This window comes from Kitasatospora sp. NBC_01266 (genome assembly GCF_036242395.1).
Classification (GTDB): Bacteria; Actinomycetota; Actinomycetes; order Streptomycetales; family Streptomycetaceae; genus Kitasatospora.
In genome coordinates this window covers 3,576,314-3,592,649 of sequence record NZ_CP108458.1, presented here as the reverse complement: position 1 = coordinate 3,592,649, position 16,336 = coordinate 3,576,314, and the positions used below count along the sequence as shown (strand labels likewise).

The 16,336-nt window shown below is 73.7% G+C and carries 11 protein-coding genes; 8 read left to right on the top strand and 3 right to left on the bottom strand.

Going from position 1 to position 16,336, the window contains the following annotated elements; all coding sequences use genetic code 11:
- The first annotated feature begins 74 nt into the window (after window positions 1-74).
- Window positions 75-1,190, top strand: a complete 1,116-nt coding sequence (locus OG403_RS15375; protein WP_329564820.1) for a GuaB3 family IMP dehydrogenase-related protein — start codon at window positions 75-77, stop codon at window positions 1,188-1,190.
- Window positions 1,191-1,259: 69 nt separating this feature from the next.
- Here the strand turns inward: OG403_RS15375 and OG403_RS15370 are convergent, their stop codons facing one another.
- Window positions 1,260-1,703, bottom strand: a complete 444-nt coding sequence (locus tag OG403_RS15370) for a hypothetical protein (protein ID WP_329564819.1) — start codon at window positions 1,701-1,703, stop codon at window positions 1,260-1,262.
- Window positions 1,704-2,042: 339 nt separating this feature from the next.
- Between OG403_RS15370 and OG403_RS15365 the strand changes: the two genes are divergently transcribed.
- The 7 genes from OG403_RS15365 (at window position 2,043) to OG403_RS15335 (ending at window position 14,447) form a co-directional block, all read left to right on the top strand.
- The gene (locus tag OG403_RS15365) at window positions 2,043-3,983 is read left to right on the top strand and encodes a serine/threonine protein kinase (protein ID WP_329564818.1); all 1,941 of its coding nucleotides are present in this window, start codon (window positions 2,043-2,045) and stop codon (window positions 3,981-3,983) included.
- 17 nt (window positions 3,984-4,000) lie between these two features.
- Window positions 4,001-5,149 carry a hypothetical protein gene (locus OG403_RS15360; protein WP_329564817.1) on the top strand — a complete coding sequence of 383 codons (1,149 nt, stop codon included), beginning with the start codon at window positions 4,001-4,003 and terminating at the stop codon, window positions 5,147-5,149.
- Between the two features lie 141 nt (window positions 5,150-5,290).
- Window positions 5,291-7,180, top strand: coding sequence for a serine/threonine-protein kinase (locus OG403_RS15355; RefSeq protein ID WP_329564816.1), 1,890 nt, complete (start codon window positions 5,291-5,293; stop codon window positions 7,178-7,180).
- Window positions 7,181-7,237: 57 nt separating this feature from the next.
- The gene (locus OG403_RS15350; protein ID WP_329564815.1) at window positions 7,238-8,884 is read left to right on the top strand and encodes a succinic semialdehyde dehydrogenase; all 1,647 of its coding nucleotides are present in this window, start codon (window positions 7,238-7,240) and stop codon (window positions 8,882-8,884) included.
- A 17-nt stretch (window positions 8,885-8,901) separates the two neighbouring features.
- Complete coding sequence (locus OG403_RS15345; protein WP_329564814.1) at window positions 8,902-10,701, top strand: GMC family oxidoreductase; 1,800 nt, start codon at window positions 8,902-8,904, stop codon at window positions 10,699-10,701.
- Between the two features lie 879 nt (window positions 10,702-11,580).
- Window positions 11,581-13,176 (top strand): glutamine-hydrolyzing GMP synthase, encoded by a 1,596-nt coding sequence (gene guaA, locus OG403_RS15340; protein WP_329564813.1) that lies wholly within the window; start codon window positions 11,581-11,583, stop codon window positions 13,174-13,176.
- A 191-nt stretch (window positions 13,177-13,367) separates the two neighbouring features.
- Window positions 13,368-14,447, top strand: a complete 1,080-nt coding sequence (locus tag OG403_RS15335) for a Rieske 2Fe-2S domain-containing protein (RefSeq protein ID WP_329564812.1) — start codon at window positions 13,368-13,370, stop codon at window positions 14,445-14,447.
- Window positions 14,448-14,490: 43 nt separating this feature from the next.
- On the opposite strand, the gene OG403_RS15330 is transcribed toward OG403_RS15335, so the two are convergent.
- The gene (locus tag OG403_RS15330; RefSeq protein ID WP_329564811.1) at window positions 14,491-14,697 is read right to left on the bottom strand and encodes a hypothetical protein; all 207 of its coding nucleotides are present in this window, start codon (window positions 14,695-14,697) and stop codon (window positions 14,491-14,493) included.
- Window positions 14,694-16,301, bottom strand: a complete 1,608-nt coding sequence (locus OG403_RS15325; RefSeq protein ID WP_329564810.1) for a PspC domain-containing protein — start codon at window positions 16,299-16,301, stop codon at window positions 14,694-14,696. Before OG403_RS15325 ends, OG403_RS15330 begins: the two co-directional genes overlap by 4 nt.
- Window positions 16,302-16,336 lie beyond the last annotated feature (35 nt).

The window sequence follows — 16,336 nt, the reverse complement described above, 5'->3', positions numbered from 1 at the left end:
CCTTTGTGCGTCCGGTGGCGGCTGTCCGGGATACTGGGGGGGATCGTGAGCAGCAAGCAGCAGAGAGGCTCGAAGTGACTGAGATCGAGATCGGGCGAGGCAAGCGCGGCCGGCGGGCGTACTCCTTCGACGACATCGCCGTCGTCCCCAGCCGCCGGACCCGGGACCCGAAGGAGGTCTCGATCGCCTGGCAGATCGACGCCTACCGCTTCGAGCTGCCGTTCCTGGCGGCCCCGATGGACAGCGTGGTCTCGCCCGCGCAGGCCATCGCGATCGGCCGGCTGGGCGGTCTCGGGGTGCTCAACCTCGAAGGCCTGTGGACCCGCTACGAGGACCCGCAGCCGCTGCTGGACGAGATCGCCGCGCTCACCGACGAGGCCGCCGCGACCCGCCGCCTGCAGGAGATCTACGCCGCGCCGATCCAGGCCGAGCTGATCGGCAAGCGGATCCGGGAGGTGCGCGACTCCGGCGTGGTCACCGCCGCCGCGCTCTCCCCGCAGCGCACCGCCGAGTTCTCCAAGGCGGTCGTGGACGCGGGCGTGGACGTCTTCGTGATCCGCGGCACCACGGTCTCCGCCGAGCACGTCTCGGGCGCGGCCGAGCCGCTCAACCTGAAGCAGTTCATCTACGAGCTGGACGTTCCGGTGATCGTCGGCGGCTGCGCCACCTACACCGCCGCGCTGCACCTGATGCGTACCGGTGCGGCCGGCGTGCTGGTCGGCTTCGGCGGCGGTGCCGCCCACACCACCCGCAACGTGCTGGGCATCCAGGTCCCGATGGCCACCGCCGTCGCGGACGTGGCCGCCGCCCGGCGCGACTACATGGACGAGTCCGGCGGTCGCTACGTGCACGTGATCGCGGACGGCGGCGTCGGCTACAGCGGCGACATCGCCAAGGCGGTCGCCTGCGGCGCGGACGCGGTGATGATCGGTGCCGCGCTGGCCCGGGCCACCGACGCGCCGGGCCAGGGCTTCCACTGGGGCATGGAGGCGGTGCACGAGGAGCTGCCGCGCGGCAAGCGGGTCAACCTCGGCACGGTGGGCAGCACCGAGGAGATCCTGGCCGGCCCCTCGCACACCCCCGACGGCACGATGAACCTGTTCGGCGCGCTGCGTCGGGCGATGGCCACCACCGGCTACTCGGAGCTCAAGGAGTTCCAGCGGGTCGAGGTGACGGTCAGCCACCGCTGACGGTCCGTCGAGCGGGAGGGCCGGGGCGGTCACCGCCCCGGCCCTCCCGCGTTCCCGCGCGGTCGGTCCTCAGGCGCCCAGGCGCCGGGTGAAGACGTAGCCCTCGATCCCCGCGACCAGGTAGAACAGCACGGCCTTGACGTCGAGCATGCTGCGCCAGCCCTGCATCGTGTCGCTCAGCTCCGGGCCGAAGACGTCGCCGGGGCCCAGGCCGTACTGCTGGTGCAGCACCAGGTAGAGGAAGAAGAGCTGGCCGAGGAAGACGCCGAGCAGCGAGAAGAGCACGCCGAACACCGGCAGCACCGGGTGCCGGCCGCCGACCTTGCCGAGTCCGAACGAGACCGCCAGCGCGAGCGCGATGGCGAAGTAACTCCACTGCGAGTCGCTGGCCTTCATGATGAAGCCGTAGAGCGCCGCGCCGGCCAGCATGGCGAGCAGGCCGGCCGCGATGCCGCCGCCCACGTTGCCGCGGCGCGGCGCGGGCGCGGCGACCCGGGCGTAGCCGTAGGGCACGGAGCCGTAGGGCGCGGGTTGGCCGAAAGGTGCCGGTGGTTCGACGGCGGGCGGTGGCGGCTGGGCCGGCCGGGGCGGTTCAGGCTGTGGAGACGACGGCGGCACAGGCGCGGACATGGAGCTTCCCCCGAGGTGGCGCGGATACGACGGGGGCGAACGCTAGCAGCGGCCTCCGCTCGGGGGACACCGGTTTCAGGTCACGACTCGACAATTCCAGGGGTCGAGTGAACAGCCGCCGCAGGCACAGGGGATGATGGAGGCTTGACCGTCGGCCCTGGCGCGCGCAGCGACCCGACGGTTCGTCACCTGACCGGCAGCAGCACATGGGGGAACGCCCGAATGACCCAGCCGCAGGGCACTTCCGGACGCGTCCTGGCCGACCGGTATCGGCTCGATTCGGTCCTCGGCAGCGGCGGCATGGGTACCGTCTGGCGGGCCGAGGACGAGATGCTCGGCCGGATCGTGGCGGTCAAGGAACTGCGGATGCACGGCAGCGTCGACGACGACGAGCGGCACCGCCTGATCGTCCGGACGCTGCGCGAGGCCAAGGCCACCGCGCGGATCCGGCACACCGCCGCCGTCACCGTCTTCGACGTGGTCGAGGAGGACGACCGGCCGTGGATCGTGATGGAGCTGGTCGACGGCCGCTCACTGGCCGAAGTGGTCAAGGAGGACGGGCCGGTGACGCCGACCCGGGCCGCGGAGATCGCGCTGGAGCTGCTCGGCGTGCTCGGCGCCGCGCACAGCCAGGGGATCCTGCACCGGGACGTCAAGCCGTCCAACGTGCTGATCGGCGAGGACGGCCGGGTGGTGCTGACCGACTTCGGCATCGCCAGCGTGGAGGGGGACAGCTCGGTCACCTCCACCGGGATGCTGGTCGGGGCGCCCTCGTACATATCCCCCGAGCGGGCCCGGGGTCAGAAGCCGGGACCGCCGGCCGACCTGTGGTCGCTGGGCGGCACGCTGTACGCGATGCTCGAGGGCAAGCCGCCCTACGACCGGGGTTCGGCGCTGGCCACCCTGACCGCCGTGATGACCGAGGAGCTGCCGGCCCCCGAGAACGCGGGGCCGCTGCGCCCGGTGATCGAGGGGCTGCTGGAGAAGGACCCGGCGGAGCGGCTGGACGCGTCGACCACCCGGTCGATGCTCAAGCGGATCGTGGCGGAGGCGACCGCGCGCGCCGAGTCGACCACCAGGCTGTCCCTGCCGGCCGCCGAGTCGGCCAGGCCCGAGCGGGCACCGGCTGACCCGGCGCCGGAAGTCGGATCGGCCGACGCCCGGCGCAAGCCGGCCGCGCCGGTCACCTCGGCGAAGCCGAGTGTGCCGGGGCTGAGCACGGTGCGGGTGGGCAGCCAGTTGCCCGCGGCCGAGCCGGACGGCGGATCGGCGGCGGACCCGCTGCCGGCCCAGACCGGGGTGTGGTCGCGCAGCGGCACGCTGGGGATCACCTCGCGCTGGTCGCGCCGTCGCCGGCTGCTGCTGACCGTGCTACTGCTCGCCGTGGTGCTGGTGCTGGCCGGCGGGATCTGGCTGGCGTTCGGTTCGAGCGGGTCCACGGCGGGCAAGGGCGCCAAGGCGGCCGCCGCGCCCAGCACCAGCGGCTCGGCACCCGGCGCGGTCAGCGCGGCCTCGGCCACCGGGGCGGTGTCCCCGGCGTCGTCTCCGGCCGCCCCGACCAGCGCGGCTCCGAGCAGCGCCGCGCCGACCAGCGCGGCCCCGAGCAGTCCCGCGGGAAGCAGTCCGGCCGGGAGCACTCCCGCGCCCGGCAACGCCGCGCCCAGCAGCGCGGCGGCGAGCAGCCCCGCGCCGTCCGGGAGTCCCGGGGCGGCCGTGCCGACGGGCTTCTACCAGTACACCGACTCCTCGGGCTTCACCATCCAGCTCCCCAACGGGCTGAATCTGGACGCCGGTTCCTCGAAGGACGGCAGCCACGTCTTCCGCGGTGACGGCATCACCCTGCAGATCGACTGGACCACCACGCCCGGCGCCAGTGCCGTCGCCGCCTGGCAGACGGAGGAGCAGAGCGTGGCTCCCACGCTCACCGGCTACCAGCGGATCCAGCTGCAGGCGCTGACCGGCTGGCGCTGGTCGAACGCCGCCGACTGGGAGTGGACCTTCGGCTCCGGCACCCGCCAGCACTCGCTCAACCGCGGTTTCGTGCTGGACAACCGCAAGTACGGATATGCGATCTACTGGACCACGAGCGACAGCGACTGGACCACCCCCGCGATCATCCAGGCCCGGGACATCGGCTTCCAGAGCTTCCAGCCCGCGCCATAGCGAGAGAGGGGGCGGCCATGCGAGCTGGCCCTGGCCAGACGATGGCCGGCCGGTACCAGGTGGCGGACGGTCAGCCGGCGCAGCCGGACGCGGTCGGGCCGCGCCGCCTCGCGGTGGACCTGCACGGCGACACCCCGGTGCTGCTGGAGGGGCTGGAACTGCCCGAACTGCTGGTACCCGAGCTGACCGGCAGCGCGGACTTCGAGGGCAGCCGCTGGCTGGACCCCGCCGAGATCCTCACCGCAGTCCGCGCGGTACTCGCGGACACCGCCGAGCACCCCAGGCTGCGGCAGTCCTTCCAGGTCTTCGCGGCGGACGGCGTGGTCTGGGCCGTGGTCGAGCAGCCGGCCGCGCTGACCCTGCCCGAACTGCTCGCGGCCGAGCCGCTGGACCCGTACCGGGCCGCCGAACTGGCCGCCGACCTGTCCGGCGCGCTGGGCGCGGTGCACCGCGGTGGCCGCGCGCACGGGAACGTCACCGTCGAGCAGGTGCTGGTCTGCGAGGACGGCGCCGCGCTGCTCGGCGGCCAGGCGATCGGCGTCGCCCAGGAGGCGCTGGCCACGGCGCTCGGCGGCGCGGACGGGCGGCGCTGGGCACAGGCGCGCACCGGTCTGGTCGGGGCTCGGGCCGAGCGCTGGGCGCCGGAGCTGCTGGCCCTCGAGGGCGCCGTGGCGGGGCCGGCGGTGGACCTGTGGGCGCTGGGCGTGCTGCTGCACCGGGCGCTGACCGGGTACGGCCCGTTCCCCGAGCAGAGCCCGACCGCGCTCTTCGCCGCCGTCCGGGCCGGGCAGCGGGCCGACAGTGCCGGGTGCGGGCCGTTGCGCCCGCTGGTGGACCGGCTGCTCGCCACCGATCCCGCCGCGCGGCCGTCGGCCGGCGAGGCCCGGCAGTGGCTGACCGAGCTGCTGGCGCAGGCGCCGGAGCCCTACCGGGAGGCGCCGGTCGAGCCGTCGCTGCCGGTACTGCGGCCGGCCCGGCCGCTGGTGCCGCGGCCGCGCCGCGGACGGCAGCCGGCGGTGGCGGTGGCGGCCCCGCCGGTGGTACCGGAGCACGCCCGGCATGCCCGGGCGCAGCGGCCGTCCAAGCTGCTGCCGGTGCTGCTGGTCGGCGGGGTGCTGGTGGCGATGGTGCTGGCGATCACGGCCGTTGCCGTGTTCGCCCGGTGACGTAGTGGCACGGACATCACAGCCCGGTCACGTGGCCGGGTCCCGGTGAAGCATTGTGGGATGGACGCCTAGGCTGGGTCCGGAACATTGTCCGAGCGGTGATCAGTTGTGTGGTGCACCGAAGAGGGGGGAGCGGTCGCCGTGAGTGGACAGGAGCAGGCGGGGGCCGTCGGGGTGCCCGTGCCGACCGGTGAGGCCGTGCCGACCGAAACCGAGAACGAGCCGACCGGGACCGAACCGCGCGGGGCCGAAACGACCGGGGCCGAGCGGACCGAGGCCGAGCCGATCGGCAGAGCCGAGACCCGGCGGATGCTGGCCGGGCGCTACGAGCTGGGGGACCGGCTGGGCCGCGGTGGCATGGGGACCGTCTGGCGGGCCAGGGACCTGATGCTGGACCGCGAGGTGGCGGTCAAGGAGCTGACCGTCAACCACCTGCCCGAGGAGGATCTGGCGATCCTGCAGTCCCGGATGAAGCAGGAGGCCAGGGCGGCGGCCCGGATCAAGCACGGCGGGGTGATCACCATCCACGACGTGCTGGAGCAGGACGGCCGACCGTGGATCGTGATGGAGCTGATCGACGGCCGTTCGCTGGCCGACGTGGTCGCCCAGGACGGCGCGCTCTCCCCGCGCGAGGCCGCCGAGGTCGGCGCCCAGGTGCTGGCCGCGCTGCACCGGGGCCACCAGCTCGGCGTGCTGCACCGGGACGTGAAGCCGGCCAACGTGCTGCTCGAGCACGGCACCGGACGGGTGGTGCTGCTGGACTTCGGGATCGCCAAGTTCGAGGGTTCCTCCGAGCTGACCCGGCCCGGTGACCTGGTCGGCTCGCCCGACTACCTGGCGCCCGAGCGGGCCCAGGGCGAGCGTCCCGGCCCGGCCTCCGACCTGTGGGGGCTGGGGGCCACGCTGTGGGCGGCGGTGGAGGGCCAGTCGCCGTTCCGCCGGCACGACCCGCTCAGCACGCTGGCCGCCGTGGTCGCCGAACCGCTGCCGGAGCCGCGCAACGCGGGCGCGCTCGGGCCGGTGCTGGCCGCGCTGCTGGCCAAGCAGGCGGAGCAGCGGCCGAGCGCCGACGAGGCGCTGCGGATGCTGCGCGAGGTGACCGCCGGGCACACCGTGGCGATCACCGCCCGCCCGCCGGCGATCCACCGCACGCCCACCCAGCTGGTGCCGGTGGTGGACCGCCCGTCGCTGGCCGAGCAGGACAGCCCCGCCGAGCCGTCGTCCGGCACATCCGCCGGGCCGACCGGTCCCACCGCGGCGCTCGCGCCCGCCCCGGTGCCGGTGTCGGCACCGGTCGAGCCGACCCCCACCGGGCCGCTGCCGACGGCCCGCCGCTCCCGCCGCAGCGGAGGCCTGCGGCTGGTGCTGCTCGGGCTGACCGCTGCCGTGGTGAGCGGCGCGGTGGCCTTCGGCGTGGTCCGCTACGACCACGGCAACCAGACGCCGGTGGCCGACCCCTCGCCCTCGGCCGCGTCCAGCACCGCCTCGTCGACCGCCGCGCCCAGCTCCGCGCCGACCACACCCAGCGCCACCGCACCGGCCGGCCCGGCACCGACCGGCTTCAAGTGGGTGACGGACCCGGCCGGCTTCCGCTTCCCGGAGCCGCTGGCCGGTGGCAACTGGCAGCGGTCGGTCAAGAGCAACAACATCTACTACAGTCCGGACGGCGACCGGCACCTGATCCAGTTCGCGGTCCAGGTCGGCGATCCGCTGACGCCACTGGCGCACCTCACCCAGCTGGATCAGGACTGGAGCCAGCACCCGCAACTGGAGACGGCGGACTACCAGCAGGAGTCCCTCGCCGCCGCCCAGGTGCACGGCTACGAGGCGGCCAAGTGGATCTTCACCTACACCTACACCGGCACCGGCCCGATGGCCGGACCGCGCCGGGTGGTCGAGGAGGAGTACCGGGACAGCCAGGGCACCTCGTACGCGATGCTCGTCGGCGGCCCGGCCACCGGTACCGACCGCACGCTGACCGAGAACAACTTCACCACGCTGCTGAACGACTTCACCCCGGTGACCCCGTAGGGCCTTTCGTGTTACCGACGGGTACACAACCGGCCGCCCAAGGCCTAGGCTGCGCCCATGACGGACATCACGGCAGAAAACCGCGGCGGCGGCCGCAATCCGGTGGCCCCGGGCGCCGGCCGTACAGTCGCCTCTGCGGTCCCGCAGTCCCTGGTCACCCGGCTGGCCCGCGGCGTCACCGCCGCCGGTGACGGCACGGGGGCGCCGGCGGCCGAAGGCGGGGGGACGGTGCGGACCCTCGCGCCGCTCACCGGTGAGCTGCTGGCCGAGCTGCCGCGGTCGACCCCGCAGGACGTCAAGGCGGCCTTCGAGCTGGCCCGGCGCGCCCAGCCGCAGTGGGCCGCCCAGCCGGTGCGGCGCCGGGCGGCGGTGCTGCTGCGCTTCCACGACCTGCTGCTCAAGCGGCAGGACGAGGTGCTCGACCTGATCCAGGCGGAGACCGGCAAGTCCCGGCTGCACGCCTTCGACGAGATCCTCGCCACCGCGATGGCCGCCAGGCACTACGGGCGGGCCGCGGCCGGCTATCTGAAGGACCGCCGCCGCGGCGGCGCGGTGCCGGTGCTCACCCACACGGTGGAAGGACGCCGCCCCAAGGGCGTGATCGGCCACATCTCGCCGTGGAACTACCCGCTGGAGCTGTCGGTCAGCGACTCGCTGCCGGCCTTCGTGGCGGGCAACGCGGTGGTCAACAAGCCCGACACGCAGACCGCGCTGACCGCGCTCTGGGCCCGCGAGCTGCTGATCGAGGCCGGGCTGCCGGCCGACCTGTGGCAGATCGTGATCGGCGACGGCCCGGTGATCGGCCCGGCCGTGATCGAGCACGCGGACTACGTCTCGTTCACCGGCTCCACCCCCACCGGCCGCGACGTGGCCCAGCGGGCCGCCGCCCGGCTGGTCGGCGCCTCGCTCGAACTCGGCGGCAAGAACGCGCTGCTGGTGCTCGCCGACGCCGACCTGGACAAGGCGGCCGAGGGCGCGGTGCGGGCCTGCTTCTCCTCCGCCGGGCAGCTCTGCGTCTCGGTCGAGCGGCTCTTCGTGCACCGCTCGGTGGCCGGCGCCTTCCTGGAGAAGTTCACCGCGCGGACCCGGGCGATGCGGCTGGGTGGCGGTCTGGCCTACGGTGCCGACATGGGCTCGCTGGTCTCCGCCAAGCAGCTCGAGACGGTCACCCGGCACGTCGAGGAGGCCGTCAAGGCCGGCGCCACGGTGCTGACCGGCGGCCAGGCCCGCCCCGACCTCGGCCCGCTCTTCTACGAGCCCACCGTCCTGGACGGGGTCACCCCCGAGATGGCGGTCTGCGCCGAGGAGACCTTCGGCCCGGTGGTCTCGATCTACCGCTTCGACACCGAGGAGGAGGCCGTCGCGCAGGCCAACGCCACGCCGTACGGTCTCAATTCGAGCGTCTGGACCAAGGACCCGCGGCGCGGGCGGGCGGTGGCGGCGCGGCTGCGCACCGGCACGGTCAACGTCAATGAGGGCTACGCGGCCGGCTACGGCTCGGTGGCCTCGCCGATGGGCGGCATGGGCGAGTCGGGCCTGGGGCGGCGGCACGGCGCCGAGGGCATCCTGCGCTTCACCGAGGCGCAGACCATCGCCACCCAGCGGCTGCTGCCGCTGGCCCCCTCGCTGGGGCTCACCGACGAGAAGTTCGCGGCGCTGTTCACCACCGGCCTGCGGGCCCTGAAGACGCTGGGGCTCAAGTGACCGAGGAGAAGCAGCCGGTGGAGAAGCAGCCTGCGGAGAGCTTCGACTACGACGTGATCGTGGTGGGTTCGGGGTTCGGCGGTTCGGTCAGCGCGCTGCGGCTGACCGAGAAGGGCTACCGGGTCGCCGTGCTGGAGGCCGGGCGGCGCTTCGGGCGGGACGAACTGCCCACGACCTCCTGGGACGTGAAGAACTACCTGTGGGCGCCGGCGCTCGGCCTCTACGGGATCCAGCGGATCCACCTGCTGGCCAACGTCGTGGTGCTCGGCGGGGCCGGCGTGGGCGGCGGCTCGCTCAACTACGCCAACACCCTGTACGTGCCGCCGAAGGCCTTCTTCGAGGACCGCCAGTGGCAGCACATCACCGACTGGCAGGAGGAGTTGGCCCCCTTCTACGACCAGGCGCAGCGGATGCTCGGGGTGCGGACCAATCCCACCACCACCCCCTCCGACGTCCATCTGCAGGCAGCCGCCGAGCAGTTGGGAGTCGGCGACACCTTCCACTTCGCGCCGGTCGGGGTCTTCTTCGGTGACGGCCAGGACGCCGACGGCTCCTCGAAGACGGTGCCCGGCGCGGAGGTCGAGGACCCGTACTTCGGCGGTGCCGGACCGCGCCGCAAGGCCTGCGTGGAGTGCGGGGAGTGCATGACCGGCTGCCGGCACGGGGCCAAGAACACGCTCACCGAGAACTACCTGTACCTGGCGGAGGCCAACGGCGCCGAGATCCACCCGCTCACCACGGTCGCGCGGATCCGCCCGCTGGCGGGGGCCGACGGGGAGCAGGGCTACGCCGTCGACGTGCGGCGCACCAACGCCCGGGGCGCGGCGGCCGAGCGGGCCGGCGCCCGGACCCTGACGGCGGCCAAGGTGGTGGTGGCGGCCGGCACCTACGGCACCCAGACGCTGCTGCACCGGATGCGCGACCAGGGCCGGCTGCCGGGCATCTCGGCCACCCTCGGCGAGCTGACCCGGACCAACTCCGAGGCGCTGGTCGGCGCGCAGACCATGCCCGGGCGCTACGGCGGGCCGGTGGACTTCACCAAGGGGGTGGCGATCACCTCCTCGATCCACCCCGACGAGAACACCCACATCGAGCCGGTGCGCTACGGCAAGGGCTCCAACGCGATGGGCTTCCTGTCGATCATGCAGGTGCCCGGCGGCGGGCGCGGTCCGCGCTGGCTGCGGGCCGGGGCCACCGCGCTCAAGCACCCGACGGTGTTCGCCCGCTCGCTGAGCAACTACAAGTGGTCGGAGCGGACCATCATCGGACTGGTGATGCAGTCGCTGGACAACTCGATCACCGTCTCGCTGAAGCAGAAGGGCCTGGGGAAGGGCAAGTTGACCTCCCGGCAGGGCCACGGCGAGCCGAACCCGAGCTGGATCCCGGCCGCCGAGCGGGCGGCCCAGGCGCTCGCCGACTCGATCAACGGCTTCGCCGGCAGCACGGTCGGCGACGTCTTCGACATCCCGATGACGGCGCACTTCATCGGCGGCTGCCCGATCGCGGACAGCCCCGAGCGCGGTGTGGTCGACCCGTACCAGCGGCTCTACGGCTACCCGGGGATCAGCGTGGTGGACGGCTCGACCATCTCCGCCAACCTCGGCGTCAACCCCTCGCTGACGATCACCGCGCAGGCCGAGCGGGCGATGTCGATGTGGCCCAACAAGGGTGAGGCCGACCCGCGCCCGGCCCAGGACCAGGCCTACCGCCGGATCGCGGCGGTCGGGCCGGTGCGACCCGCGGTGCCGAGTGGCGCCTTCGGCGAGCTGCGGCTGCCGCTGCTGGCGGTGCCGAAGGTGCCGAAGAAGCAGGACTGACCCGCCGACGCGCTCGGCCGGTGGGCAAGGCAAAGGGCCCCGCGGGGGAACGGGGCCCTTTGTCGCTCAGCACGCGGCGTCAGGGCAGCGCCGGTGCTGGGGCGACGGCGCCGGGGGGTGAGCGCCGTCTATTCGGTTGGCTTCGAGTCGCGCCGGGCGTGGGCACGGGTTGCGCGCCACCTGGTGCGCGCCCCGGCCTGGGTGGGGCCGGCGCCGACACCTCCGTCACGGAGCGTGAGGTGATACCCACTGTCACCGCCGATGGGCGGGTGCAGGACAGTGGGCGACCCGCCGGCCGAAATCGGCCGCCGGAAACCCCCTCCCCAGCATCGTGGTGGACGCAGGCCATGCTCTGCAACCGATTCGGCCGACTTCGGCACATTGCATTTTTCTCCGGCGGCGGTCCTGACAGCCTGTCAGTAGCTGGTCCGGACCTGCCCCGGGCAAGATGGCCTGACATCTTCTGGTGACTCTCGGTGATAATGCTGCCGGTGGCCGGGTGGTGCGACGGCGGTTCGGGCGTCCCCGGAACCCGCCGCCGCACCTCCTGGCGCAGTCGTGAGCCGGCCGCTGTCCCCTGCTGCCGGTTCACCGCACCCGCGCGTGGTCCCACGGCGCTCCCACCGACCGATGCCAAGGGCGGTGCGGCGCCACGCGCGCGGGCGGACTGGGAACGAACTCCACGCGTGGTCCTGCCGGCCGTACAGGCGCGGGCCCGGGCGCCGGGGTGCGGCGCACCTGGCGGGCGCGACGCGGTCGTACGGTCGCCGGGAGAACGAGTGCGCGCCGGGGTCGGACACGGGCGGTCGGCAAAGGGGTGAACGGGGTGCCCGGTAGACTCGGGGGTGACACCCCCACATCGCTGCCGGAAGGCCGTCTGTGTCCTCTGCTACCCCCGACCAGTCCGTATCGCCGGTCGACACCGTTCTGGTGGTCGACTTCGGCGCCCAGTACGCCCAGCTCATCGCCCGTCGGGTGCGTGAGGCGCGGGTCTACAGCGAGATCGTGCCGAGCACCATGCCGGTCGCCGAGATGCTCGCCAAGAACCCGAAGGCGATCATCCTCTCCGGCGGTCCGTCCTCGGTCTACGAGGAGGGCGCGCCGCGGCTCGACCGTGCGATCTTCGAGGCCGGGGTGCCGGTCTTCGGCATGTGCTACGGCTTCCAGCTGATGGCGATCACGCTCGGCGGGACCGTCGACAACACCGGTGCCCGCGAGTACGGCCGCACGCCGCTGCACGTCAGCAAGACCGGCTCGACCCTCTTCGAGGGCACCCCGGCCGAGCAGTCGGTGTGGATGTCGCACGGTGACGCCTGCTCCGCCGCCCCCGAGGGCTTCACGGTGTCCGCGTCCACCGACGTGGTCCCGGTCGCTGCCTTCGAGAACGACGAGGCCCGGCTCTACGGCGTCCAGTACCACCCGGAGGTGCTGCACTCCACCCACGGTCAGCAGATCCTGGAGCACTTCCTCTACCGCGGCGCGGGCATCGCCCCGACCTGGACCACGCACAACGTGGTGGACGAGCAGGTCGCGCTGATCAAGGCGCAGGTCGGCGAGAAGCGCGCGATCTGCGGCCTGTCCGGCGGCGTGGACTCCGCGGTCGCCGCCGCCCTGGTGGCCAAGGCCATCGGCGACCAGCTGACCTGCGTGTACGTCGACCACGGCCTGATGCGCCAGGGCGAGACCGAGCAGGTCGAGAAGGACTTCGTCGCCGCCACCGGCGTCAAGCTCAAGGTGGTCCACGCCGAGGAGCGGTTCCTGGCCGCGCTCAAGGGCGTCAGCGACCCGGAGGAGAAGCGCAAGATCATCGGCCGGGAGTTCATCCGGGTCTTCGAGCAGGCGCAGGCCGAGATCGTGGCCGAGGCCGGCGCGCACGGCGAATCCGTCGACTTCCTGGTCCAGGGCACCCTCTACCCGGACGTGGTGGAGTCCGGTGGCGGCACCGGCACCGCGAACATCAAGTCGCACCACAACGTCGGCGGCCTGCCCGAGGACCTGCAGTTCTCGCTGGTCGAGCCGCTGCGCAAGCTGTTCAAGGACGAGGTCCGGATGGTCGGCCAGGAGCTCGGCCTGCCCGAGGAGATCGTCCAGCGCCAGCCGTTCCCGGGCCCGGGCCTGGGTATCCGGATCGTCGGTGAGGTCACCAAGGAGCGCCTGGACCTGCTGCGCGAGGCCGACGCGATCGCCCGCGAGGAGCTGACCGCGGCCGGCCTGGACCGCGAGATCTGGCAGTGCCCGGTGGTGCTGCTCGCCGACGTGCGCAGCGTGGGCGTGCAGGGCGACGGCCGCACCTACGGCCACCCGATCGTGCTGCGTCCGGTCTCCTCCGAGGACGCCATGACCGCCGACTGGTCGCGGCTGCCCTACGAGGTGCTGGCCAAGATCTCCACCCGGATCACCAACGAGGTGCGCGACGTCAACCGCGTGGTGCTGGACGTGACCAGCAAGCCGCCGGGCACCATCGAGTGGGAGTGACCGAAAACTCGCTCCCTTCGCGTTGAACGGCCGCACCGCCAGCCACGTACCCGTGGGTGGCGGTGCGGCCGTTCGCGTCAGATCCGGCCCGGTCGGGGGTGCGGTCGGACCTGGCGCGAGATGGTCGGGATACCGTCAAAAACGGGCAGAATGCCGACCTGACCGGTCATGAGGTGATCGGCGACGGAGCAATGGAGGGTGACGCGATGATGGAGGGCACCAGGGACGCGGCCGAGCCCGCCGACTTCGGCGCGCAGCCGGCGGCCACCGGTCCGGCCTCCCCGGGCGGGGCGGGGCGGGCCGCCCGCGCGGCCCAGCGCCGGGCCTTCGCCGGCCGCTACGCGCTGCTGCCGCTGCGTCTGTTCCTCGGTGCCACCTACGGCTACGCGGGCCTGTACAAGCTGGCCGACAGCCACTACCTGGCCGGCGCCGGCGACCCGCAGTCCTTCTACGCGCAGAGCCTGGCCGCCAAGGCGCACAGCCCGGTCGGCTGGGCGCTGGCCCCGGCGCTGCACCAGCCCACCTTCTTCGGGCTGCTGATCGCCTTCGGTGAACTGGCGGTCGGGCTCGGCACCCTGTTCGGCCTCTGGGGCCGGATCGCCGCCCTCGGCGGCGCGGTGCTCAGCCTGACCCTCTTCCTCACCGTCAGCTTCAACATCTCGCCCTACTTCCTCGGCAACGACCTGCCCTACCTGATGGCCTGGACCGCCCTGGTGCTGGCCGGCACGCCGTACCTGTCGGTCGACGGCTTCCTGGCCGGCCGGGCCGAGCGCGACCGCCGGCGCGGCCTGGACGAGGAGGCGGTGCGCCGCCGTACCGTGCTGGACGGTTCGATCGCGGCCGTCGCGCTCGGCGGTGCCGGGCTGCTGGTCGGCTCGCTGACCGCGACCTTCGTGCGCCGCAAGCCGAAGGCCGGCACCGCCGCGCCGAGCGCCGCCAAGCCGGTGGGCGGTGGCGGGCCCAAGGCCTCGGTCGCCGTCGCGGACGTCCCGGTCGGCGGTTCGGCCACCGTCGCCGACCCCGGCAGCGGTGACGCGGTCTACATCGTGCAGCCCAGGACCGGCCAGTACTGCGGCTTCTCCGCGATCTGCACGCACGCCGGCTGCACCGTCAACCCGCCGAAGAACGGGCAGTTCAGCTGCCCCTGCCACGGTTCGGCCTTCGATGCCGCGACCGGCGCGGTGATCACCGGGCCGGCGGTCAAGCCGCTGCCGAAGTACACCGTCACCAAGGACGGCGACCGGCTGGACCTGGGACCGCTGCAGTCCTGACGGGCCGGCGGGGCCGGGCGGGCGCGGGCCCGCCCGGCCCCGTTCACGCGTCCGGGCCCCGGCCGCGCCGGGACATCGCGGCCACCGCGCCGGCCAGGCCGGCCGCGCCGAGCACGATGAAGGTGACCGGCATGACGATCCGCCCGCTCACCGGGAAGTGGTTCAGCGAGGCCACCAGGTAGAGCACGGCGATCACCGTGAAGAGGCCGCCGGCCAGGAACGAGAAGAGGTCGAACCGATGCCGCTTCATCCCTGCACCACCTGAATGTCGCCGAGGCCGACCTGCACGTTCAGGTCGATGGTTCCCTTGCTCGCACTGCCCCCGACCGGGGACAGGTGCACGGTGCTGTGCGCGCTCGGATGGCCGTCCAGGCTCTGGTCGGGCAACTGGATGTTGCCGACCACGGTGCGCGCGGTCAGGTTGACGTCCACGTCGGTGGGCAGGGTCAGGGTCGCGTCGCCCGCGCCGAGCCGCACCGTGGTGGCCACCGTGGCGCCGGCCGGGTCGAGGGAGGACAGGTCGAGCCGCAGGTCGCCGGCCCCGAGCTGGTAGCTGTGCTGCAGCTCGGTCGCGCTCGCCGGCGTCCAGCTGCGATCGCCGACCCCGCTGCCCGCCGTACCGACGGTGCTGCCGACGGCCGCCAACAACAGGGTGAGCAGCAGCGCCGGGACGGTCAGCACCCGGGCCCGGCCGAACTTGGCGCCCACCAGGATGGTCAGCCCGAGCCCGAGCAGTCCGGTGGCCAGCGTGGTGGAGAGCAGCACCGTGGTGGCCAGGTGGCCGTTGAGCGCCCAGACCAGCCAGGCCACGCCCACCGAGAGCAGCAGCCCGAACGGGGCGAGCGCCGAGCGCGGGCGGCGCTCGCGGCGGACCGGCCGCGCCGGCCGGACCGGGGGTGGCGGGGTGGCGGTGGTCTTGCGCAGCGGGTCGCCCGCCGGCAGATCGGTGCGCTGCCACCAGGCCTGGGCCGGCCCGCCGTGCTGCGGTCCCGCGCCGTACGGATCGCGCTCCGGGTGGCGCGGGTCCCACAGGTAGCCGGTGCGGGTCGGCGGCGCGCTGTCCGACGGGGCGTCGGCCGACGTGGCGTCACCGGCCCGGGTGGCGCCCTCCTTGGTCAGGTCGACCCGCTCGCGCGCGGCGGTGGCCCGGCTCGCCAGGTGCCCGAACAGCTGCTCGGTCTGCTCGGCCCACTCCTCACGCAGCTCGGCCTTGCGGCTGGCCCACTCCTCGTGGAAGTCGCGCCGCCAGGTCTTCCAGTCGCTCAACGGCGAGGCACCGGTGCTGGCGGCGCCGTCGGCCGCCCCGAGCGGCCCGAGCGGTCCGGTCGGCCGGTCGTACGGGCCGCCGGGGCGCGGCGGGCGCCCGTAGCCGTGGGCGCGACGGCGCCGCTCCGGGTCGTACCGCACCGCGAAGAAGATCATCGCCCCGAGCAGCAGCAGCGGAAGCACCGAGTCCCCGCTGCCCATCCAGGAGAAGAACACCCCGGTGCCGATCACGGTCATCAGCACCGCGCCGATCGACTGGCCGTCCACCCGGCCGGTGAGCACCCGCTGCAGTTCGGTGCTGGCGTGCTTGCCTCCGCCGGCCTCCGGCCGGGCGGACCCCCTCGGGTGCTCCAGCGGCACGATCAGCCAGGCCAGTCCGTACAGGAACAGCCCGAGCCCGCCGGTCAGGCAGAGCACCGCGGTCACCACCCGGAAGACCACCGGGTCGATGTCCAGGTGCCGTCCGAGTCCGCCGCAGACCCCGGCCACCACCCGGCGGTCCTCCTCCCGGGTGAGGGGTGGCCGACCGCCCTCGGGCTGCTCCTCGGCGGTCCGCTCGTCCTCGGCCGCGCTCTGCTCCTGCGTCATGGCTCCATCCTGCGGGCTGGCGGCGGCCCGCGGGA